Raw genomic sequence first — 21,983 nt, 5'->3', positions numbered from 1 at the left:
TCAGCTCCTTTCGTACAGCGTGACGACACAGGCGCCGCCCAGCCCCAGGTTGTGCTGCAAGGCCAGCCGGGCGCCCTCGACCTGGCGCGCGCCGGCCTGCCCGCGCAATTGCTCGACCAGCTCGGTGCACTGCGCCAGCCCGGTCGCGCCGAGCGGATGGCCCTTCGACAGCAAGCCGCCCGAGGGATTGGTGACGACCTGCCCGCCGTAGGTGTTGTCGCCATCGTCGACGAACTTCTCGGCGCCGCCCACGGGGCACAGCCCGAGCGCCTCGTAGGTGATCAGCTCGTTGTGGGCGAAGCAATCGTGCAGCTCCGCCACGCGGATGTCTTCCGGCCCGACGCCGGCGGCCTCGTACACCTGCCTGGCGGCTTCGCGCGTCATGCTGAAGCCCACCACCTCGCGCATATCGCGCGCGTCGAAGGCCACGGGCGTGTCGGTGGTCATCGCCTGGGCGCGGATGCGCACCGTGGTGTCGAGGCCGTGGCGCCTGGCGAAGGCCTCCGACACCAGCAGCGCGGCCGCCGCACCGCAGGTCGGCGGGCAGGCCATCAGCCGGGTCATGACACCGGGCCAGATCATCGGCGAGGCCATCACCTCCTCCGCCGTGACCACGGTGCGGAACAGCGCCAGCGGATTGTTGGCGGCGTGGCGGCTGGCCTTGGCGCGGATCCGCGCGAACGTTTCCAGGCGCGTGCCGAATTCCTCCATGTGCGCCAGCCCGGCGCCGCCGAAGTAACGCAGCGCGAAGGGCACCCCGGGCACGTCGACCAGCTCCTCGGTCACGGCGTCGAAGCGTTCGAAGGGGCTGGGCCGGTCCTCGAACACCGAGCCCAGCGCGCCCGGCGTCATCTGCTCGAAGCCGAAGGCCAGCGCGCAGTCGACGGCGCCGCTCGCCACCGCCTGGCGCGCCAGGTACAGCGCGGTCGAGCCGGTCGAGCAGTTGTTGTTGACGTTGATCACGGGGATGCCCGTCATGCCGACCTCGTAGAGCCCGCGCTGGCCGGCGGTGGAGTCGCCGTAGACATAGCCGGCGTAGGCCTGCTGTACCTTGTCGTAGGCGAGGCCCGCGTTGGCCAGCGCGGCACGGATGGCACGGGCGGCCATCACCGGATAGGCTTCGCTCGCCCCCGGCTTGGAGAAGGGAATCATGCCGACGCCGGCGACGATCGCGGATGCAGCCATGGTGGCTCCTGGTGGATGGTTCGTGGGAGGACTAACCGACCTGGCGCGCCAGCGCTTCCCAATAGGGCTTGCGCAGCTCGGTCTTGAGGATCTTGCCGGCCCCCGAGAGGGGCATGGCATCGCGGAACTGGACGCTGCGCGGACATTTGTAGCCGGCGATCAGCGTCTTGCAGTGGGCGATCAGCGCCTCGGCCGCAACGTCGGCGCCGGGCCTGCGCACCACCACGGCATGCACGGCCTCGCCCCATTCCGCGCTGGGGATGCCGATCACGGCGCAGGACGCCACCGCGCCATGCTGGGCCAGCGCGTTCTCGACCTCGGCCGAATAGACGTTCTCGCCGCCGCTGATGATCATGTCCTTCATGCGGTCGACGATGAAGATGAAGCCGTCTTCGTCCATGTAGCCGCCGTCGCCGGTATGCATCCAGCCATCGCGCAGCGCCTCCGCGCTCTGTTCCGGCTTGTTCCAGTAGCCCTGCATCACGTTCGGTCCGCGCGCGACGACCTCGCCCACGCAGCCGCGCGGCGCTTCCCGCCCCAGCGGGTCGACGATGCGCACCTCGGTGCAATAACTGGCGCGTCCGGCGGAGCGCAGCTTGCCGAGGCCGCGGCCTTGTGCGCTGTGGTAAAGCGGCGGCAGGATGGTCGCCAGCGGCGACAGCTCGGTCATGCCGTAGGCCTGCACGAACTCCACGCCGGGCAGGGCCGCCATCGCGCGTTCCAGCACCGCTTCCGCGATCGGCGAGGCGCCATAAGCGATGGTGCGCAGCGCGCGCAGGTCGCGCGGCTGGCGCATGGCCGGATGGTCGACCAGCATCTGGATCATGGTCGGCACCAGCAGCACGTGCGTGACGCGGTCGCGCTCCAGCGTCTCCAGCACCCCTTCGACGGAGAAGGCGGGAACCACCGCATGGGTATTGCCCTCGATCCAGTGCGGCATGGCCAGGCCCATGTCGGCCAGGTGGAACATCGGCGCGGCATGCAGATAGGTGCCGCCGCGCGTCGCCAGGCCCTCGGCGTGCAGCGCCAGGCCGGAGCTGCACAGGTTGGCGTGGCTGAGCATGACCCCCTTCGGAAAACCGGTGGTGCCGCCGGTGTAGAAGATGCCCGCCAGGTCCTCGCCGCGCCGCATGGCATCGGGCACCGGGGCGGTGGCGGCCAGCAGGGCCTCGTAGCCGTGCATGCCGGGCGGCACGGCGCGCGTGCCGGGCGCGCCGTGACTGCCGCCGTCACCATCGCCGCCGTCATCGCAGTAGATCACTTCGCGCAAGGTGGTGGCCTCGCCGCGCACCTGCTCGACCAGCGCGCGGAAGTTCTCGTCCACCAGCAGGATGGTCGAGCCCGAGTCGTTCAGGGCATAGAGGATCTCCGCGGCGGACCAGCGCGTATTGCACGGGTTCATCACCCCGCCGCCCCAGGGCACGGCCATCTGGTACTCCACGTAGCGGTCGGAGTTCAGCGCCAGCATGGCCACGCGGTCGCCCTCGCGCATGCCGAGGGCCTGCAGCGCGCCGGCCAGGCGCGCCACGCGTTCCGCCAGCTGGCGGAAGGTGCGCTGGCGCCGGCCGCAGCGCACCGCGATGTGGTCAGGTTTCTGCTGCACCGCACGATGCAGCCCTTGGGTCAGGTACATGCTGGTCTCCGTCCCGCCCGCATGATTGCGGGTCGATTGCGTTATCGATGCCACCCATGTTAGAAACGCTGGCCCGAGCCGGCCATTGCAAACCGCATCGTTCCGATGGCAGAACACCTCAATCCATGGCACCGCCGCCCGTGACGTCCAAAGCCCCCGTGACCGTGCCCGTCGCCCTGGTGCACGGCATGCTCGCCGGCGTGCAGGCGCGCGGCGAACCCATCGACGGCTTTCTCCACGATGCCGGCATCGCGCGCGCGCCGCTGACGCACCCGGCCGCCCGCGTGACGGCCACGCAGTACGTGGCGCTGTTCCGCGTGCTGATCGAGCAGCGCGAGGACGAGTGCCTGGGCTTTCTCGCGCGCCCGCTGAAGCCGGGCAGCTTCGCGCTGGTCGCGCGCGCCGCGCTGAACGCGCGCGACCTCGACACCGCCATCCGGCGCGTGGCCCGCACCTTTTCCCTGCTGCAGGACGATGTCACGCTGGAACACCGGCGCGACGGCGCCCTCGCCGGACTCGCGCTGCGCTTCCACGAAGCGGCCACGGGCCGTCCGGTGTTCCTCCACGAGATGCTGGTGCGCGTATTCTGGCGCCTGCTGGCCTGGCTGGCGGGCGGCCGCCTGCCGATCGCGCGCTTCGATTTCGCCTTCGACAATCCGCCGCACGCGGCCAGCTACGGCAAGATCTTTCCCTCCGACCTGGAGTTCGGCCGCGAGCTGACCACCTTCTGGTTCGACGCGGCATGGCTGCAGGCTCCGATACGGCGCGACGAGGCCGCGCTGCGCCACTTCCTGGCCCATGCGCAGGCCAACATCATCGTGCCGCGCAGCGGCAACGACCTCGTCAGCGCACGCGTGCGCACGCATCTGCAGGGCGCGCGGCCGGCCTGGCCGGACCTCGCCGAGACCGCCGGCGCGCTGCACATGTCGACCGCCACGCTGCAGCGGCGGCTGGCGCTCGAAGGCGCGTCCTTCCAGTCATTGAAGGATGCGCTGCGGCGCGACCTGGCGATCGAGCGCCTCAATACCAGCGCAGTGCCGCTGGCCGAACTGGCGCAGGAACTCGGCTTCACCGACAGCGCGGCCTTCCAGCGCGCCTTCAAGGGCTGGACCGGCAGCGCGCCCGGGGCGTATCGCCGGCGCGGCGGGACGACGGACGCTTAGTGTCCCGAGTCTTCCATTCGTCGAGAAACCCGGTCCGTCGAGCAGCCGGGCGAGGCGGGGGCGAAGCGTTGCAAGGCCGGAGCCTTGCGGGCGGCGCTGGCAAGCGGAGAGGCGGCACGGCTGCGGGCGCCCGCCCTCCCCCCCCGGCCCCTCTCCCGCGAGTGAAAGTGGGAAGCGACCGCCCGCCTGCGCGGGGGGCATTCGCCCTGCACCAAGCGCGGCTGACTCGGCGGCAACGCTCACCGGCGGCCGGACGACGGGGCGATCGCCTCCGCCACCAGCCGCTCGCCCCGGGGCGCGACGCGCTTGCCGGCGCGGTACTCGCGCCCGGGCGCGGCGGCGGATCCGACTTGCGGCCCGCCTGGTAGTCCGCCTGGTAGTCCGCCCCCCACCGGCCGCACCCCCACATAGGCCGCGCGCGGCCGGATCAGGCCCGGCTGCGTGCGCTGCTCCAGCCCATGGGCGATCCAGCCGACGGCCCGCCCCAGCGCGAACAGGCCGAAGGCGGCGCCGACGGGCAGGCGCAGATGCCTGCGCACGGCGACCAGGGCGAAGTCGATCGATGGCTGCTGGCCGGTCAGCGCGCTGGCGAGGGCGGCCAGCTGCTGCCAGCGGCGGTGCCTGGGCAGGACGCGGGACAGCAGCGCGGCTGCGCGCACGTCGCCATCGGGATACAGGTGATGGCCGAATCCCGGCAGGTCGCCGCCCCGGGCCAGGCGTTCGCGCATGCGGCGCTCGATCGCGTTCCTGCCCCGCTCGACACCCAGTTCATCCCACAAGATCTCGCCGCGCGCGGTGGTGGCGCCATGGCGGTCGCCGCTCAGCGCGGCGAGGCCGCCGATCACGCCCGCGCGCAGGCTGGCGCCGGTCGAGGCGATACAGCGGGCCGTGAAGCTCGAGGCATTGAGTTCGTGGTCCGCGCACAGTACCAGGGCCATGCGGATCAGTTCCGCGCCGGCGGCGTCCACGCCCCACGCCCGTGCGCACTGGAGATGGAGCGGTGCCACATCGGGCCGCGTGCCCAGCAGGCAGGCGGCCAGCAGGCGCAGGAGGTCGGCACACCCCCGCACCAGGTCCGCCGCGCAGGGCTGCTGCGCGGCGGTGGCGCTGTCCTCGCTGGCCACCGCGAACAGCGGCAGCAGGCTGGCCTCGGCGCGCTGGCCGCGGTAGTGCCGCTGCAGACCCGCCAGCGTGCGGGAGCGCGCCGGGGCGCGCGCGCCGAATGCAGCCGCGGCATCGCACTGCCACATCTGGGCCGCCACGTCTTCGAGCGTGGCGGCGGCGGCCAGCTCGGTGGCGCTGGTGCCGCGATAGAACAGGCGCCCGTGCTCGACCAGGGTGATGCCGGACTCGAGCACGGGCAGCCCCCAGTCGAGCGTTGCCTTGGCGACCTCCCCCGGCTTGCGGCCGCGCGCACGCTGCTGCGCCAGGCGCTCCACATCGGCGGCGAGATAGCGGCGCTCGCGCGCGCGCTCCGCTTCCCGCGCGCGCAGCAGGCCACGGCTGACGTAGGCGTAGAGCGACTGGCGCGAGACCCCGAGCCGCGCGGCGGCCTCGGCGGAAGTCAGGTAGGTCGGCATGGGATGGCCTTGGCTGGGAAGGGAAGAGAACAGAAGGGAACGGAAGGGAACGGACAGGTTGATCGGCAGTATCAAGCTTGACGCCGCGGGCGCCGCGGACGATCGTTGCCGGCACGCCGGACGCGGCAGGCGCACGCAGCAGCGCGCCGCAGACGGCGCGGCATAGCACTGTACTTCAGGCACGCAACGAACGGAGCAAGTCGATGACCCAAGTGGTGATCATCAGCGGCGGCGGCACGGGCATCGGCCGCGCGGCAGCGGAACATTTCGCGCAACAGGGCGACCAGGTCGTCATCCTCGGACGACGCGGCGCGCTGCTCGAACAGGCCGCACAGGCCATCGGCGGCCGCTTTCCCCAGGCACCGCCGGTGATCGCGCTGCAGGCCGACCTGGCCGCGCCGGACCAGGTCGAACGCGTGCGCGACGTCCTGCGCGCGCGCTTCGACGCCATCGACGTGATCGTCAACGCGGCGGGCGGGCATGTGCTGCGCCAGGTGCCCGCCGAGACCTATGCCGATGGCCTGGCCGGCGTGGCGCGCCGCTGGACGGACAACTTCCGCCTCAACACCCTGTCCGCCGTGCTGCTGACCGAGGCACTCGCCGACCAGCTGCGCGCGCCGGGCGGCCGCATCCTGTTCCTCAGCTCGATCGCCGCCTACCGCGGCTCGGGACAAGGCTGCTACGGCGCGGCGAAGGCCGCCCTGCACCCCTACAGCCAGGACCTCGCCAAGGCCCTCGGCCCGCGCGGCATCACGGTCAACGTGATCGCTCCGGGCTATGTGCAGGACACCGGGTTCTTCGGCAGCGCCCTGTCGCCGGCGCAGCGCGACAGCAAGGCCGCCGAGGCCATGACCCTGCGCGCCGGCACGCCGCAGGACATCGCCGCCACCATCGGCTGGCTCGCCTCGCCCGGCGCGGCGCACGTCACCGCGCAGATCGTGCAGGTCAACGGCGGCGCCGAGCGGGGGCGCTAGTCAAGAAGCCAGGACCGCCGGCCAGGCACGCGGTCCTGGCTCCCTCTCCCCGCATGGTTTCGTTGTCGGCGCGGATCACCGCGCCGGGCCAGACACTGGCCTGCGCGGCCAGTTCGGCGCGGCCGATCACGGTGGCCTCGGCGGCGACGTAGGCGGAGGCGGCGATGGCGGGCGCGTGCCCGCCCAGTCGGTAGAGAGGCATGTCGGGTAGTGTGGGCTGCGGGCTGCGGGATGTGGGAAGCGCGGCGGGTCGTGCGGCCCGTTTATTCGACGACCACGTGGCTGGCCTTGACCAGGCGCGCATAGCGCTCGGCCTCGGCGCGGAAGAAGCTCGCCGCGGCAGCCGGCGTGCCGGGCTCGACCACGGTGGCGAGCCGCTTCATGGCGTCGGCGACATCGGGGCTGGTGAAGGCGGCGGCGAAGGCGTCGTGGATGCGCTGGATGTCGGCCGGCTTCATCCCGGGCGGGCCGATCACGGCGAACCAGCCCTCGACGTCGTAGCGCGGCAAACCCTGTTCGGCGATGGTCGGCAGGTCCGGAGCCGCCGGCGAGCGGGCGTGGCCGCACAGGCCGATGGCGCGCAGCGTGCCGGCCTTCAGGTAGGGCAGCACCGCGTTCAGCGCCACCACGCCCATCTCGACCTGGCCGCCCAGCAGGTCTGTGATCATCGGCCCGGTGCCCTTGTAGGGCACGTGGTGGGCCTTGACGCCCGCCTCGCCCAGGAACATCTCGCCGGCCAGGTGGAGGATGGTGCCATTGCCGGACGAGGCCAGGTTGTAGGCATCGGGCTTCGCCTTGAGCAGCGCCACCAGTTCCTTGACGTTCTTCGCCGGCACCTTGGGATTGACCACCAGCACCAGCGGCGTGGCGCCGATCACGCTGATGGCGGTGACGTCCTTGACGGCATCGAAGGGCATCGCGCGGTACACGCTCGGATTGATGACGTGGTTGTTCGACACCAGGCCGAGCGTGTTGCCGTCCGGCTGCGCCTTGACCACCGCCGCCGCGCCGGTGATGCCGCCCGCGCCCGGCAGGTTCTCGATCACCACCGGCTGCCCGAGTGCCTTGCCCAGCGCGGGGGCGGCGGCGCGCGCGATGACGTCCACGCCCGAGCCGGCGCTGATCGGCAGGATCAGCCTGAGCGGCCTGCCGCCCTGGGCCAGGGCCGGCGCCGGTGGCAGGCAGGCCGCGGCGGCGGCGAGCGCCGCCAGCTTCAGCAGGGTGCGGCGGGCGGGCCGGGCGGGGGAGTCGGCGTGCGCGGGGGCACGCGGGTCGGGCTGGTGCATGGTTGTCTCCGGTCTGGGTTTTGTCTTGTCCTGGCTCTGTCGTGGCCTTGTCTGCGCGCTCGATGACGGGGCGCCGCGCGCTCAGCTGCCGCCGCACGCCTCGGCGCGCCCGGGAAAGAGTTCGGCGTTGTGTTCGCCGGCCTTCGGCAAGGGGCGGCGCACGCCAGGGCGGCGCCCGCCCATCAGCAGCGGCAGCAGCACCGTGGGGGCGACGCTGCCGTCGTCCATCGGCATCGGCACCAGCCCGCCGCTGCCCACCAGGTGGGGGTCGTCCAGCAACTGGTCCGGGCGCATGATCGGCGCGTAGGGCACCCCGGCCGCTTCCAGCCGGGGGGCCAGGTCTTCGGCGCGGTGGTGCCGCAGGATGGCGCCCAGCGCTTCCAGCAGTTGCGGGCGCACGGCCACGCGCGCGGCGTTGTCGGCGTACTCGGGGCGCGTGGCCAGCTCCGGGTGGCCCAGCACCTTGCACAAGGTGATGAACTGCTTGTCGCTGACCGCGCCGATGAAGAGCTGCTCGCCGCCGGCCAGCGTGAAGACGTCGTACACGCTCCAGGCCGAGACGCGCGCCGGCATCGGCGGCGGGATCTCGCCCGTCATGGCGAACTGCTGCATGTGCTGGGCGGCCAGGAACACGCAGTTCTCGAACAGCGCGCTCTGGATCTCCTGCCCGCGGCCGGTACGCTCGCGCTCGCGCAGCGCGGCCAGCACGCCGATGGCGCCGAACATGCCGCCCATGATGTCGTTGACCGAGGCGCCGGCACGCAGCGGGCGTCCCGGCGGGCCCGTCATGTAGGACAGGCCCGCCATCATCTGCACCACTTCGTCGAGCGCCAGCCGCTTCTCGTACGGCCCCGGCAGGAAGCCTTTGTGCGAGGCGTAGACGAGGCGGGGAAAGCGGGCCGACAGCGCCTCGTAGCCGAGGCCGAACTCCTGCATCAGGCCCGGGCGGAAGTTTTCCAGCAGCACGTCGCACTGGCCGGCGAGCTCGATCGCGGCAGCCTGTCCGGCGGCGGTGGTGATGTCCAGCACCACGCTCTTCTTGTTGCGGTTGAAGGCGCGGAAGAAACCGATGCCCAGGCCGGGCAGCCGGCGCGTCTTGTCGCCGCCGGGCGGCTCGACCTTGATCACTTCGGCGCCGAGGTCGGCCAGGATCATGCCGCAGGTGGGGCCCATCACCATATGGGAGAACTCCACCACGCGGAGGCCGGCGAGCGGCAGCGCGCCGGCCTCATCGGGCCTGCCGGCGCGAGCGGCCGCCAGGGTGTCTTCGTGCTCGTCGATGGCCATTGCGTCTCCCCTCAGGCCGCCGCGCGCGCGGGCGCCGCGGCAAAGGTCCTGGGCAGGCCGGCGCGCGCCAGCGTGCCATGCAGCGTCTCGCCCTGCAGCCACCCGGCCACCTCGGCACGCAGGGACAGCAGGCGGCCGATGTCGAGGCCGGTGTCGATGCCCATGCTGCCCAGCATGTAGGCCAGGTCCTCGCTGGCGACGTTGCCGCTCGCGCCGGGCGCGTGCGGGCAGCCGCCGATGCCGGCCAGGCAGGCGTCGAAACGTGTCACGCCGCATTGCAGTGCCGCCAGCACATTGGCCAGCCCGAGCCCGCGCGTGTCGTGGAAGTGGCCGCACCACAGGCGCTCGCCGGCGATGGCGAGGGCGCGTTCGAACAGCGCGCCGACCATGGCGGGGTCGGCATAGCCGACGGTGTCGGCAAGGCTGACGCGGTCGGCGCCGGCATCGAGCAGCGCCTGCATCAGGCGCAGCACTTCGCCGGCATCGACCGCGCCCTGGATGGTGCAGCCGAAGGCGGTGCCGACCCCGCCCTCGATCAGCGTGCGCGCACCGGCCGCGTCGCGCGCCGCGCGCATGCGGGCCACCTCCGCGACCACCTCGTCCGGGGTCTTGCGCAGGTTGGCCAGGCTGTGGGCGTGGCTGGCGGAGAGCGGCACCACCATCAGGTCGGCGCCGCTGGCGATGGCGTCCTGCGCGCCGCGCAGGTTCGGCACCAGCACCGAGACCGACAGGCCCGGCAGGGTACGCGCGAAGGCCACCAGCTCGGCGGTGTCGGCGAGCTGCGGCAGCAGGCGTGCCGGCACGAAGGAGCCGACCTCGATCTCGCGCTGGCCGGCGGCGTACGCGGCGGCGATCCAGGTCTTCTTGTGCGCGGTCGGCAGGATCGCCTGCAGGCTCTGCAGGCCGTCGCGCAGGCCGACCTCGCGGATCACGGCGCGGCGGGGGTAGGTAGAGGTCATGGCGGGGAACGGGGAACGGGAATCGGGGAACGGGGAAGCGGGAATCGGTGGGGAGGGCTTCCCGGCGGGAAGCGACGGGATTCACTCTATGGCCTTCCGCTGTCCTGGAGAAGCGATGATTTGCGCACGATAACTTTCCGAAATGGAAAGCCTTGCGCCGCGGCCTCGGCTGGCGGTAACGTTGCCGGGTCGGCATCCTCCCGGCCCGCTGCCGGCCCGTGCCTTCCCGACCGGAACCCTGGACTCCCCACCTGCGCCATGCGAGACCTCGACCTCACCACCCTGCGCCTGTTCGTCGCCGTCTGCGAGACGCGCAATATGGCGCGCGCCGGCGAACAGGAACACATCGTGGCCTCGGCCATCAGCAAGCGGCTGGCACAGTTGGAGGAAACGGTGGGCGCCACGCTGCTGGAACGCCGCCGCCGCGGCGTGATCCCGACGCCCGCCGGCGAGATCGTGCTGGCCCACGCGCGCGCCATGCTGGCCGCCGCCGGCCGCGTGGCGCGCGACATGGCCGACTACGGCGCCGGCGTGCGCGGCCAGGTGCGGCTGCTCGCCACCACCTCGTCACTGGCGGAATCGCTGCCGGACGACATCGCCGCCTTCCTGCGCCAGCCGGAGCACCGCGATATCGGCGTCACCATCGAGGAGAGTCTCAGCACGGAGATCGTGCGCTCGCTGCGCGAAGGCTCGGCGCCGCTCGGCATCTGCTGGGATGCGGCCGACCTGGAGGGCTTCCAGACCCGGCCCTACCGCAGCGACCACCTGGCCGTGGTGGTGCCCGCCACCCATCCGCTGGCACGGCTGGAGGCCTGCCGCTTCGAGGACACGCTGGCCTTCGACCAGGTCGGCATGCCGGCGCAGACGGCCGTGCAGACCATGCTGGAGCGGCACGCCGCCATCCTCGGCCGGCGCATCGCCTACCGTGCCGTGGTGTCCACCTTCGAGGCCGCGCTGCGCTGCGTGCGGGCCGGACTGGGCATCGCCGTCTTCCCGGCGGAAATCGCGCAGCAGGTCGCGCCGGCGCTGGGGCTGTGCATCATCCCCTTGCGCGACGGCTGGGCACGGCGCCGCTTCGCCATCTGCTTCCGCGACGTCGCTCTGCTCTCTCCCGCCGCGCAACTGCTGGTCGGCTTCCTCGAGCGCAGCGCGGCGGCAGCGCCGGACCCGGTGCGGGAGCCCGCCGGCATCGGGCCGGCCGACGCAGCCGACGCAGCCGACGCAGCCGGCGCTTCCGGCGCGCGGCCGCCGCGTACGGCGCGCCAAGGCAGGCAGCGCCCCACCCGCTAGCCGGCGCGCGGCGCTGCGCTCAGCGCGCCGCCGCCCGCATGCCGGGCACGGCGTCCAGGAAGGCCGCGATGCGCTGCGCCACCTGCTGCTCGCGTTCGCGATGGGGCACGTGGCGCGTGTCGGGCATCAGCTCCATCTGCGCCGGCCCGCCGGCCAGGCGCGTGAACATGTCCGGATGCACGTCGGAGCCGTACTCGTCTTCGCTGCCGTGGATGGCCAGCAGCGGGCAGCGCACCGACGGCAGCGTGTCCGCCAGCGACCAGTCGGCGAAGGCCGGTCCCAGCCAGGTCCCGATCCAGGCATCCAGCACCCACTGCGTCTTGCCGCCGTGATAGCGCGCCAGGCGCTGGAACTGCTCGGGCTGGGCGAACTGGACCTTGGCATCGCGGATGCCGGCCAGCGTCTTCTCTTCGACGAAGGCCTGGGCCGCTTCGGTGACCAGGGCTTCGCAGTCATCGCCGGCCGCCGCAGCGCAATAGGTCGCCATGCCGCCGCCGACGCTGTGCCCCATCACGACGAAGCGCCCGATGCCGAGCTGCGCGCGCAGGCGCGGGAAGACCTCGGTGGACTCGGCCCGTACGAAGTCCGGGCCGAGCCGGTCGGCGCGTGCGTCGGACTCGCCGAAACCGGGCCGGTCGTAGGCGATCACGCGGCGCCCGCTGTGGCGCGCCAGCGTGGCCGGGAAGGTGCCCCACAGGCGCACGCAGCCGAGCGAGTCGTGCATCAGCACGATGGGCGGCAGGCCGGCCGCGGCGGCATCCCCGTCCTGCCAGCTGCGCGCGAAGACGCGTCCGTGGGCGGTGTCGATCCAGTGGTCCTCGGTGATGAGTTGCGGTGCATCCATGGTGCTTTCGTGATCCCTATTTGTTGTCCCGTATCCGAGCAGATGCCGGAGCACGCCTGCGGCGGCCACGCCGACGATCACGGTCGGCAGCAGCGGCAGACGCGCCGCCGCCAGCACGGCCAGGGCCGGTGCCGGCGGGTCGGCCGGCCTCGCGCAAGCAAGGGCGGCGCGATCACGGCGATCAAGACACATCCGGGCACATTTTCCATCACTGCGCGCCTTCGTGGGCCGAGCGCAGTACCAGGCACCCGGGTCAGACCGGGGCGGCCGGCATGCGCAGCTCCTGCGGCGTCATCTCGTAGGCGCGGCGGAACGCGCGCGAGAAGTCCGACGGGGTCTTGAAGCCGCAGGCGTAGGCGATGTCCTTGACCGGTATCTGCGGGAAGGCCACCAGCTCGTGCGCGGCCAGGCGCAGGCGCAGCCGCTGGATGTAGCGGGCCAGCCCGCCCTCGTGCTGGAACAGCCGGTAGACCGAGGGGCGCGCCAGGCCCAGCGCATCCAGCACGCTGTCCGGCGACAGTTCGGCCTCGTGCAGGTGGTGCCGGATATGCCGCAGCACCTGGCCGTACATCTGCGCGCGCTCCACCGCGCGCGCGTTGCCGAGCAATCCGGCCTGCCGGCCGTAGGCCTCGGCCAGCAGGCGGACGATGGCACGCAGATGGAAGCCCGCCTCGGCCGCCAGCATGTGCCGGATGCGGCCCGCCAGGGCCGCGCACCGCTCGATGATGAGCCGGGCGATCGGCACGTCGGCGCCGATCGCCCGGCCATGGATGGTGGCCGGGTCGACCAGCAGGTCCTCCAGCACCTGGCCGGACACGAAGAGGGTGATGACGCGGCAGGCGTGGCGGATCATGCGCACGGGCTGGTCCATATCGAGCCCGAGGATGCCGTCGGCCACGGCGGCGTCGGTGCGCCTGGCGCGCCGCCCCGACAGGATCCCGGTGCCGCCCGACAGGAAGATGTGGAAGGCGAAGCTGCGCACGCTGTCGCGCGAGATGCGGGCGATGGTGCGCTCGATCTGCAGCGTATCCGTCACGCAGTCGGTGAAGGCGATGCCGCCGGCGTCGTAGCGCGCGATGGCGCCGCGGAAGGGCTGCGCGAGCTGGTCGCGCAGCGGCAGCACATCCATCACGTGTCCGACGCGGCCGCGCCATGCCAGCAGCTGCTGGTGGAACGGCTCGCCCGCGACGTCGAAGTAGCTGAAGGTGACGCGCTCGGCGTCCGGCGCGGGATGGCCTGGCCAGATCGGATGATTCGGCATGGAACGTGGCGCGGCCGGATGGGATGGGGGCATATGTCGGCCGGGATAGCCGGACGACCGTAGCGGCATCGGCGCGGCGCTGTCAAGAGCGCCCACGCATTTTTTCCCCCGGCGCCGCCACAGAAACTGAGACGCATGGTCAAGCCCTCCGGCGATGGGATTGCATGCTTCCCCATGCTTCCCTCACTCCGGCGCCCGCGGCAAGAGCCAGCCAGGCGTGCACCGGTCCGGTGCCTGCGCGCCGGGCAGGGAACGCGGAGGACAAGCTGCGCCATCCACGAGCGCGCGGCCTCCGCAAGCCAGAACAGCAGAACGGCGGAACAACGACGGGACGACGCGCCGGCCTACGGCGCGCGATCCCGGGTCCAGGGTCAAGGGTCAAGCGTCAGGGGGCGGGAAGTCATGCAGCACAACAGGAGCGCGGCGCCGGGCCGCAAAGAGTGGGATCGCGAAGCGCTGGACCGCGCATTCTCGACGTTCGCCGGCATGGAAGGGGGCAATCCGGCGGCGGCGGTCTGGATCTGCGACGCCATGCCGCTCTTCCTCGGCATGCCATTGCCGCTGGCCTTGCAGGGCCGCCCCGAGCCGGACGCGTGGGATGCCGCCTACCGCCGCCGCCATGCCCACCTGCTGCCGCGCTGGCAGACGCACTACCGCATCGCGCGGGTGATGGCGTCGGCGCGTGCCGCGGCGCTGCCCCCCGGGCGCAGCCTGATGTCGGCGCCCGACTATTTCCACCGCCACCTCTATGCGCCGCGCGGCTGGGAATTCAAGCTGAACCTGTTTCCGCTGCCCGAGCGGCTCGATGCCGCCCTGCCGTGGACCAAGGTCTTCGCCGAGCAGCCGGAGCTGCGCTCGCGGCCGGCCTTCCTGCGCCTGTGCCGCGAAGGCGGACGCTTCCGCTTCCTGCATGGACTGCGCCAGCGCCACCGCCCGCGCGTGCTGCTGTGCCTGGGCGAGCGCCATCGCCACGACTACCTGCGTGCCTTCGGCTTCCAGGACGTGGCGGGCAGCGAAGCCGTGCTGCAGCCGGCCGACACCACCCACCGCCTGCAGATCTTCCAGCACGAGGGCACCACGCTGGTGGTGGCGCCCTCCTTCGGCGGCGTGCAGGGGCTGAGTTCGGACGTGTTGCTGGAAGCGCTGGGCACCTTCCTGGCCCAGTGGCTGCGCGCGACGGACTTCCCGCCGCTGCTGGACGAGGTGGAGCAGCCCGGCGCGCCCGCCGCGGGACCGCTGTTCCCGCAGGCAGCCGGCGCCGTGCCGATGCACGCCGGCGCAGCCGCCTGAGCGGCCACCCGGACGGCACCTCCGGCGTGCGCATCGGCCCGCGTCCGGCCGCTCAGAACTTGTGGCGGATCCCGACCGCCATGCCCAGCATCGACGACTGGCCGCTGGCCGGTGCGTAGCTGTTGCCCAGCGACAGGCTGTTGGCAAAGCCGATCGACGCCGAGTCCAGCGCCAGTCCGGCGTTCCTGGCGTAGGCGGCGGTGAAGTAGAGATCGGTGCGCTTGGACAGGCTGTAGCCGGCGATCAGGTTGAGCTGCCAGGGGTTGGCGAGCGCGCTGTTGCCGTACAGGTTCTTCAGGTTGTCGTAGGCGTACTCGAGCGTCAGGCTGAGGGCCGGCGTGACCTGGTAGATGCCGCCCACCCAGTAGTAGTCGTCGCGCCCGATCACCGCGCCTGTCGCGCCCTGGTTCTGTCCCCAGCGGTAGCCGCCGATCAGGCGCGCAGGGCCGAAGCTGTAGCTGAGCGCCACGGCGGCCTTGCGGAAGCTGCCGCTGCCGCTGCCGCTGCCGATGCTCGGGTTGAACTGGTCGTAGCCGAGCGCCGCGGCCAAGGGGCCGGCGCCATAGGTAAGCGCGGCGCCGTAGGCGCTGTCGCGGCGGAACTGCCCCGGGTTCTCGCCGTTGCCGCCGATGGCGGCGCCGCCCGCCACCACCTGCGGCAGGGCCAGCCCGGTGCCGAACGACCAGTGCGCGACGGCCGTCAGGGCGCCGAAGGTGCCGCTGTACTTGATGGTGTTGTCCTCGCGGAAATTGGCGCCGGTCAGCATCACCACCGGCTCATACTGCGTGGCGAAGTAGGCCGGCACGAAGTTCGCCATGCTGTCGAACAGCGAGGTGTACTGCCGGCCCAGCGAAAGCTGGCCGAGCGTCGCGCTCTGCAGGCCGACGAAGGCCTGCCGCCCGAACAGCCGGCCGCTCTGCTGGAGGGTGCCGGTGTCGAGATTGAAGCCGCTCTCCAGCACGAAGTTCACCTTGAGTCCCTGCCCCAGGTCCTCGACGCCGCGGAGGCCCCAGCGCGAGCCCGACAGGCCGCCCGAGTTCAGGCGCACGACCTGGTTGGCGGGCCCGGAATTGAAGCCGTTGGCGGCGGTCGGCACCGTGCCCGCGTGGTTGACGAACTCGACGCTGGCATCGGCCACGCCGTAGAGCGTGACGCCGGACTGCGCGCTGGCGGCGCCCGCACAGGCCAAACAGGCCAGCAGCGCGGCGGCCGCGATGCGATGACGTTTTTTCATTTTTCTCCTCCTGGTGTTATCGATGGGGTGGTGACGGGTGTTGCGGGGGGTCGGGAAGATCGGGGGCTGGAGCATCCCGGCAACAGGGCGGGCCCCGGGGTGCTACGGATCGCTATCGGTCGCTAGGGATCACTGCGTTGTCATCGCTTGCCGCCTGCCGCGTGGCGCGGCGGCCGGGCTCGCGCCGGTCCGCTTCCGTTTTATTTGATATGGTGGCAAATAAGGATTCTAAATTAATTGCCAGCATCTCAAATAAGTGGATACCACTAGCCGGCGGTAGCAGAATTCAACGGCGGGGACTCATGGCAGCGACCGATCGCTGAACGCAGGCGCGCGCAGGAAGCGGCGCCGGGGGCCGGCAGCCCTGCCCTCGCGCGCAAGCGAGGGGCAAGAGCAGGAGAAGGAAGCTATGCCGCCTTGGCCTTGCGCTTCTTCGGCGCCGCGGCAGCCGTGCGCCAGGCCTCGATCCCGTCCAGCGTGATACGCAGCCCTTCCTCGAAGGCCGTCTCCGACGACAGGCGCGAGAAGGCCTTGGCGACGAAGCGCGCGCCGGGATACTGCCCGGCCGGCACCTGGCTCAGCTTCTCTTCGATGAAGGCCTGGTGGTAGGCCGGCAGCTGGCGCGAGGCTTCCGCCATGCTGGTCGAGACCAGGTACTGGGCGATCAGGTGGTAGGCCAGCGCGACCTGCTCGGCACTGAATCCGCCCTGCATGATGGCGGACGTCATCCGGTTGAAGAACTCCATGCCGTAGTCGGTCTCGCCGGGCTCCACGTCCTGGAACAGGCGGAAGCGGTTGTGCGAGGCCACGTAGATGCTGACGCCCGGATTCTCCAGCGCCACCTGGAAGCTCAGCCGCGCGATGCGCTCCACGTCGCCGCGCCAGTCTCCGCTGAGCGCGGGCGTGCGGCTCATGCGCATGCGGTAGTAGTCGTTGAGCACACCCGACACCAGCTTGTCGCGCCCGCCCAGGTAATAGTGGATCAGGCCGGGCGCGACGCCGAAGTCCTTGGCCAGCTGGACCATCGAGATCTGGTCCAGCGGCATGGTCCGGGTCAGCGCGATGGCGTGCTGCAGGATGGCCGTGCGGCTGAGCATGGGCTCGGCGCCGATCGGCGAATCGCTCTTGGGCGGGCGGCCGCGCCGGCGCGGGATGGGTGCGGGTGCGGGTTGGGCGGCGGCGGGCTTGCGTGCGGCGGACATGGTGGGGAAGCGGGGGATCGACGGGATGCGGATGGAAATTGCGCCGGTCCCAATTCTACTCCGCCCGCCGTGCCGGCCCTGCCCTGTGCCGCCCTGCCCCGTGCCGCCCGCTCAAGCGGACACCGCCACCTCGCCCGCCGCGCCGTGGGCCGCCGGGCGCCGGTAGCGCCCCAGCGACAGCACCAGCAGCGCGGCCACGCCCAGCATGGCCGGCAGCACCAGCAGCGGCAGCGCGTAGTCGCCATGGCGGTCGAACCAGGCGCCCAGGCCGACCGGGCCGATCACGGCGCCGAAGCCGTAGCCCGAGAAGGCGATGCCGAACAGGGTGCCGAAGGCGCGCAGGCCGAAGTAGGAACGCACCAGGTAGGAGATCAGGTCGCCCTCGGCGCCGATGGTCAGGCCGATCAGCGTGGTCGCCAGCAGCAGCGTGCCGTAGTCCCCGCCCGCGCGCAGCAGCAGGATGCCCAGCGCCCCGCCGGCGAAGAAGACCGCGGCGACCAGCGGCGCGTGGATGCGGTCGATCAGGATGCCGGTGGCGATGCGGCCGACCAGCAGGCCCACCCCCACGGTGGAGGCGCTGCGGGCAGCCTCGGCCGGCGTGAAGCCGCGGTCGGCGAACATCGCCGGCAGGTGCGGCCCCAGCGACAGCGTGGCGGACGAAGCCAGCACGAAGACCAGCCAGATCGCCCACAGGCGGTAGCTGCGCAGGGCCTGGCCCAGCGTCATGCCGTCCGCCGCGGCGGAAGGCCCGCCCGCGGCGCGCGTCGGCACGTGCCGTTCGCGCAGCAGCGCGCAGGCCAGCAGCGACAGCACGATGGTGCCGCCGCCCAGCGTCGCGTAGGCAGCGCGCCAGCCGTGCGCGGTGACCAGGTACTGCGCGCTCATCGGCATCAGCACGGTGCCCGCGCCCAGGCCGCACATGGCCAGGCCCAGCGCCAGGCCCAGGCGGCGGTCGAACCACTGCGGCAGCACGGCGAGGTAGCCCAGCACCGAGGTGGCCGCCCCCGACACGCCGACCAGCACCGACAGCCAGACCCACAGCGCCTTGCTGCCGTTCTGCAGCGCCATGGCCGCCGTGGCCAGGCCGAACACCACCGCCGAACAGGCGATCACGCGCCGGATGCCGAAGCGGTCCATCAGCGAGCCGACCAGCGGGCTGACCACCGCCAGGCCGAACATCGACGCCGCATACGACAGCGAGGCCTCCGAGCGGCCCCAGCCGAACTCGGCGGCCAGCGGCCGCACGAAGACGCCGGCCGTCGCGTTGAAGAGCGGCGCGTAGCCGGCCAGCATGCCGAGTGCCGCGCCGAGGATGACGGCGGCATAGGTCCAGTTGCCGGCCGGCGGCCGGGTATCGTTCGGGGGCTGCATGGGTGTTGTCTCCAGGATGGTCGGGCACGCCTCTGCGGGCGCATGCCCCGGGGGAAAAGCGGAAGGCCGGCGCTGCCTCAGCCGAGGCCCGCGCGGCTGCCGAGGTAGGCGCCCGCGGCCGGCGCCACCGCCTCGATGCCGAGGCGGCGCATCATCTGCCGCGCGGTGCAGACCGCGGTCGAGGTGACCGGGATGCCCAGCATGGCCTGCGCCTGCTCGATGGCGGCGAAAGACGGCATCTGCACGCAGGCCGACAGCACCACGGTGTCCACGCCGGCCACGTCGAGCCGGCGCACATCGTCCAGCAACTGCATGGGATCGCGCGCGCCCACCTCCAGGTTGTCGAGGATGGAGAAGTTGACGGCATCCTTGACCTCGATGCCCTCCGCCTCGATGTAGTCGACCACGGTGTGCGTGAGGGCGTCGCTGTAGGGCGCCAGCAGCGCGATGCGGCGCGCGCCGAAGTCCTTCAGTTCCTCCACCAGGGCCCCGGCCGAGGTCATGATGGCCGGCGCATGCGGCTCGCCGGCGAGGGCGGCGGACAGGTCGTCGACCACCTGGCGGTGGTAGCCCCGGCCCATGCACATGGTGGCGACCAGGCAGGCCGTGCTCATCACGTCGACGCGCGCGTCGGCGAGTTCCAGGGCACAGCGCCCCATGTCGCGGTTCATCCGCTCCAGTTCCTCGGCCACCACCCGGTGCATGCGCACCCGGCTGGCGTGGAAGGAGAAGCGCTCGGGCCGCGTGCGCATGCGGCCGGCGAAGATGGCCGGGATCTCCCGTTCCATGGTGATGTTGGAGCTGGGCACGATCTGCCCGATTCGGTATTGCATGACGTATTGCCTCGGCGGCCGGGGTTCAGGGGAATGCGGGGGACGCGGATGACGCGGAGGACCCGGATGACGCCGGCGACGGCGGCTGCAGCCACACGGCCAGCACCGCGCGCAGCGAGTCCGGGATCGGCGTGCCGACCCGTTCGTCCAGCCGCACGCAGATCGGCGAGAAGATGGCGTCGAAGACCGGGCTGCCATCGGGCCGCCGCGCCACGCAGCGCAGGTCGAAGGAGCGCGTGCGGATGGCCTGCACCGAGCACGCGATATCGATGACATCGTCCGGCCACAGCGTGCCGATGAACTCGAAGCGCATCGCCTTGCACGGCGTGCCCACACCATGCGCCGCGCCCAGGCGCCCGCCGCCGCCCGCGAGGTGGTCGGTGAAGAGGCCCACGGCACCCAGCAGGTAGTCGGTGAAGCGGCCGGTATAGACCACCCCGGCCGGGTCGCAATCGCCCCAGCGCACGGTGCGGCGCACGACGAAGGGGCGCTCGCTCAGCACATACTCGGTGGCGCGCATCATGGCTGCTCCGCCACCAGGCCGGCCACGCCGCCCGCGGCCAGTTCCGCCATCAGATTGGGGAACTGGGCCTGCAGGCGCTGCAGGTCGACGCGGCCGGTGCGCGTCATGAAGCGGTAGACGAACTCGTGCGGCGTCGGCAATTCCATCCACTCGCGGATGCGCTCGTACCAGTTGTACGAGGCTTCCGAAGCGCTGATCAGCTTGGCCTTCTGCGGGCGGCGCACGTCGTCGTACTGCTGCAGTGCCGCCGGCACATCGTGCGGGTGTGCGACGATGGCATCGGCGAGCGCCATCGCGTCTTCCATGGCGATGCGCGTGCCGGAGCCGATCGAAAAGTGGGCGCTGGTCAGCGCATCGCCGATCAGGACCTTGTTGCCGGCGTGCCAGGTCTGGTTGACGATGACAGGAAACTGGCGCCACGCCGAATTGTTCGAGACCAGGCGGTAGCCGCCGAGCTCCGGCGCGAACACGGTCTCGAACAGGACCTGGCGCGCCGCGTCCGTCATCGCTTCCATGCCGAAGTCCAGCCAGGTCTGGTGATCGCACTCGGCCACGAAGGTGCTCATGGTGTCCGAGTACGGGTAGTAGTGCGCGACGAAGTAGCCGCCTTGGTGCTTGCGGAACACCAGCGCGGGGTTCGGGAACGGCTTCTCGACGCCATACCAGGCGAAATGATTGCTCAGGTGGCGGCGGGTGGTGCCGAAGGCATCCTCGTGGGCGGCGCGCAGCCGCGAGTTGACGCCGTCGGCACCGACCACCAGGTCGGCCTGCAGCGCGTCGAAGTCCTCGATACGCTGCTGGAAGGCGATGCGCACGCCCAGCGCGCGCGCCCTGGCCTGCAGGATGGCCAGCAGGCGGATGCGGGGAATGGCGCCGCCGCCCGCGCCCGGGCGCTTCATCGTGATCGGATGCTCGTGGCAGACGATGGAATGGCGGTCGCTGAAGCGCATCGCCTGCGCCAGCTCGTCGACCACCACCGGCGAGGCCGCGCGCAGGTTGGACAGCCCGGTATCGGCCAGCACCACGCCGAAGCCGAAGGTGGCGTCTTCCGGATTCTGCTCGTAGACGTCGATCTCGACGCCGGCCATGCGCTCCTTGAGCAGGATCGAGAGGAACAGGCCCGAGGGGCCGCCGCCGATGATTGCGATCTTCATGCCGGCTCTCCCGCCGTGACCACCAGCGCGTCCATGTCGAACTGCTGGATCGAACCGCGCAGGCCGCCGGTCAGCGCGCCGTACCAGACCGCGGGCTTGAAGCCGAGCGCCTTGCGCTGGAAGCGCAGCCCGGGGTTGCCGTCGATGCGCACGTAGCCGTTGGCGAGGCGGGTGGTGGCATAGCCCTCGCTGTGCCGCGCGGCCTCGACCAGGGCGGCGAACTCGGGCACGTCCAGCACGTAGATCGAGGCGCGCTGCGGCGCGCCGGCGGCCGCGCCGGTGCCGGCATCGGTGCCGGCCTCCGGTCCCGGATCGATGCGACTGCCCTTGCGCTGCCACACCGGCTCGATCGAGTCGAAGCCGGCGCCGTCGCGCCCGGCCTGCTCCAGCTCGATCGCGGCCTCGATGGTGCGCGCGGCGTCCTCGCGGTCGGCCGTGCCGAACGGCCGCATCTGCCAGGTGATCTCGATCGGGTAGCCGTTCGGATCGTTGAAATAGATCGACTCGATCACCTCGTGGCGGATCTGGTAGCGCACCGGGATGCCGGCCGCCTCCGCGCGCTGGCGCCAGGCCAGCAGCTCGGCCTCGTCGCGCACGCGCCAGGCGGTGTGGGTGGCGCGGTCCTGGTAGTGCTCGCGCACGGCCAGCCAGTCGGGCCGCTCGGTGCCGATGTAGTAGAAGAAGGCGATGGTGCTGCCGTTGCCGCTGTCGAAGAAGAAGTGCAGGAAGTCGGCATGGTTGTCCGGCCCCCAGCCCTTGGCGGAGATCGCATGCACCAGCGGCAGGCCGAGCCGGTCGCGGTAGAACTGCACGGTCTCGGCAAGCTTCCAGGTCGGGCGCGCGGTATGGTGCACGCCGTGCAGGGCGAGGACGGGGAGGACGGGGAGGTCGGACGCAATCGTGGCTTGGGTCAT

Annotated in this window: 19 protein-coding genes and 1 pseudogene; 4 read left to right on the top strand and 16 right to left on the bottom strand. The window is 71.7% G+C overall.

The window, feature by feature from the left end; all coding sequences use genetic code 11:
• Together BKK79_RS26660 and BKK79_RS26655 are read right to left on the bottom strand one after the other, a co-directional pair.
• Positions 1 to 1,185, bottom strand: a complete 1,185-nt coding sequence (locus BKK79_RS26660) for a lipid-transfer protein (RefSeq protein ID WP_071039279.1) — start codon at positions 1,183 to 1,185, stop codon at positions 1 to 3.
• A gap of 31 nt (positions 1,186 to 1,216) precedes the next feature.
• The gene (locus BKK79_RS26655; protein ID WP_071039278.1) at positions 1,217 to 2,818 is read right to left on the bottom strand and encodes a long-chain-fatty-acid--CoA ligase; all 1,602 of its coding nucleotides are present in this window, start codon (positions 2,816 to 2,818) and stop codon (positions 1,217 to 1,219) included.
• Positions 2,819 to 2,958: 140 nt separating this feature from the next.
• On the opposite strand from BKK79_RS26655, the gene BKK79_RS26650 reads away from it, so the two are divergent.
• Complete coding sequence (locus BKK79_RS26650; RefSeq protein ID WP_232346452.1) at positions 2,959 to 3,981, top strand: AraC family transcriptional regulator; 1,023 nt, start codon at positions 2,959 to 2,961, stop codon at positions 3,979 to 3,981.
• A 239-nt stretch (positions 3,982 to 4,220) separates the two neighbouring features.
• Here BKK79_RS26650 and BKK79_RS26645 read toward each other — a convergent pair whose 3' ends face one another.
• Entirely contained in the window at positions 4,221 to 5,561 is a 1,341-nt protein-coding gene (locus BKK79_RS26645; RefSeq protein ID WP_084085187.1) for a citrate synthase family protein, read from the bottom strand.
• A gap of 203 nt (positions 5,562 to 5,764) precedes the next feature.
• Here BKK79_RS26645 and BKK79_RS26640 point away from each other — a divergent pair, with 203 nt between their 5' ends.
• Positions 5,765 to 6,535 (top strand): SDR family NAD(P)-dependent oxidoreductase, encoded by a 771-nt coding sequence (locus BKK79_RS26640; protein WP_071039276.1) that lies wholly within the window; start codon positions 5,765 to 5,767, stop codon positions 6,533 to 6,535.
• A gap of 58 nt (positions 6,536 to 6,593) precedes the next feature.
• Here BKK79_RS26640 and BKK79_RS26635 read toward each other — a convergent pair.
• From BKK79_RS26635 to BKK79_RS26620, 4 genes and pseudogenes are all read right to left on the bottom strand, one after another.
• Positions 6,594 to 6,737 (bottom strand): annotated as a pseudogene (locus BKK79_RS26635) (gamma carbonic anhydrase family protein); the annotation flags it as partial.
• 61 nt (positions 6,738 to 6,798) lie between these two features.
• Positions 6,799 to 7,821: a tripartite tricarboxylate transporter substrate binding protein gene (locus BKK79_RS26630; protein ID WP_071039274.1), complete on the bottom strand. Its 1,023-nt coding sequence runs from the start codon at positions 7,819 to 7,821 to the stop codon at positions 6,799 to 6,801.
• An 81-nt stretch (positions 7,822 to 7,902) separates the two neighbouring features.
• On the bottom strand, positions 7,903 to 9,000 hold the full coding sequence (locus BKK79_RS26625; RefSeq protein WP_071021900.1) for a CaiB/BaiF CoA transferase family protein: 1,098 nt from the start codon (positions 8,998 to 9,000) through the stop codon (positions 7,903 to 7,905).
• A gap of 119 nt (positions 9,001 to 9,119) precedes the next feature.
• Positions 9,120 to 10,067 carry a hydroxymethylglutaryl-CoA lyase gene (locus BKK79_RS26620; protein WP_071039273.1) on the bottom strand — a complete coding sequence of 316 codons (948 nt, stop codon included), beginning with the start codon at positions 10,065 to 10,067 and terminating at the stop codon, positions 9,120 to 9,122.
• 258 nt (positions 10,068 to 10,325) lie between these two features.
• Between BKK79_RS26620 and BKK79_RS26615 the strand changes: the two genes are divergently transcribed.
• Complete coding sequence (locus BKK79_RS26615) at positions 10,326 to 11,357, top strand: LysR family transcriptional regulator (protein WP_084085186.1); 1,032 nt, start codon at positions 10,326 to 10,328, stop codon at positions 11,355 to 11,357.
• Between the two features lie 19 nt (positions 11,358 to 11,376).
• On the opposite strand, the gene BKK79_RS26610 is transcribed toward BKK79_RS26615, so the two are convergent.
• On the bottom strand, positions 11,377 to 12,201 hold the full coding sequence (locus BKK79_RS26610; RefSeq protein ID WP_071039272.1) for an alpha/beta fold hydrolase: 825 nt from the start codon (positions 12,199 to 12,201) through the stop codon (positions 11,377 to 11,379).
• Between the two features lie 253 nt (positions 12,202 to 12,454).
• The gene (locus BKK79_RS26605) at positions 12,455 to 13,462 is read right to left on the bottom strand and encodes a helix-turn-helix domain-containing protein (RefSeq protein WP_071039271.1); all 1,008 of its coding nucleotides are present in this window, start codon (positions 13,460 to 13,462) and stop codon (positions 12,455 to 12,457) included.
• Between the two features lie 402 nt (positions 13,463 to 13,864).
• On the opposite strand from BKK79_RS26605, the gene BKK79_RS26600 reads away from it, so the two are divergent.
• Positions 13,865 to 14,752, top strand: a complete 888-nt coding sequence (locus tag BKK79_RS26600) for a hypothetical protein (RefSeq protein WP_071017222.1) — start codon at positions 13,865 to 13,867, stop codon at positions 14,750 to 14,752.
• Positions 14,753 to 14,804: 52 nt separating this feature from the next.
• Here BKK79_RS26600 and BKK79_RS26595 read toward each other — a convergent pair whose 3' ends face one another.
• From BKK79_RS26595 to BKK79_RS26565, 7 genes are all read right to left on the bottom strand, one after another.
• Positions 14,805 to 15,986: a porin gene (locus tag BKK79_RS26595; protein ID WP_071039270.1), complete on the bottom strand. Its 1,182-nt coding sequence runs from the start codon at positions 15,984 to 15,986 to the stop codon at positions 14,805 to 14,807.
• 407 nt (positions 15,987 to 16,393) lie between these two features.
• Positions 16,394 to 17,188, bottom strand: a complete 795-nt coding sequence (locus BKK79_RS26590; protein WP_071039269.1) for a TetR/AcrR family transcriptional regulator — start codon at positions 17,186 to 17,188, stop codon at positions 16,394 to 16,396.
• A gap of 111 nt (positions 17,189 to 17,299) precedes the next feature.
• The gene (locus tag BKK79_RS26585; protein ID WP_071039268.1) at positions 17,300 to 18,559 is read right to left on the bottom strand and encodes an MFS transporter; all 1,260 of its coding nucleotides are present in this window, start codon (positions 18,557 to 18,559) and stop codon (positions 17,300 to 17,302) included.
• 77 nt (positions 18,560 to 18,636) lie between these two features.
• A complete protein-coding gene (locus BKK79_RS26580) occupies positions 18,637 to 19,392 on the bottom strand; it encodes a maleate cis-trans isomerase family protein (protein WP_071017229.1) in 756 nt (251 codons plus the stop codon).
• A 25-nt stretch (positions 19,393 to 19,417) separates the two neighbouring features.
• A complete protein-coding gene (locus tag BKK79_RS26575; protein WP_071039267.1) occupies positions 19,418 to 19,915 on the bottom strand; it encodes an acyl-CoA thioesterase in 498 nt (165 codons plus the stop codon).
• A complete protein-coding gene (locus BKK79_RS26570; protein WP_071039266.1) occupies positions 19,912 to 21,069 on the bottom strand; it encodes an FAD-dependent monooxygenase in 1,158 nt (385 codons plus the stop codon). The genes BKK79_RS26575 and BKK79_RS26570 overlap by 4 nt, the downstream gene beginning before the upstream one ends.
• Entirely contained in the window at positions 21,066 to 21,983 is a 918-nt protein-coding gene (locus tag BKK79_RS26565) for a VOC family protein (RefSeq protein ID WP_071039265.1), read from the bottom strand. Before BKK79_RS26565 ends, BKK79_RS26570 begins: the two co-directional genes overlap by 4 nt.

This window comes from Cupriavidus sp. USMAA2-4 (genome assembly GCF_001854305.1).
Lineage (GTDB): Bacteria > Pseudomonadota > Gammaproteobacteria > Burkholderiales > Burkholderiaceae > Cupriavidus > Cupriavidus malaysiensis.
This window is presented reverse-complemented; position numbering and strand designations above follow the sequence as displayed.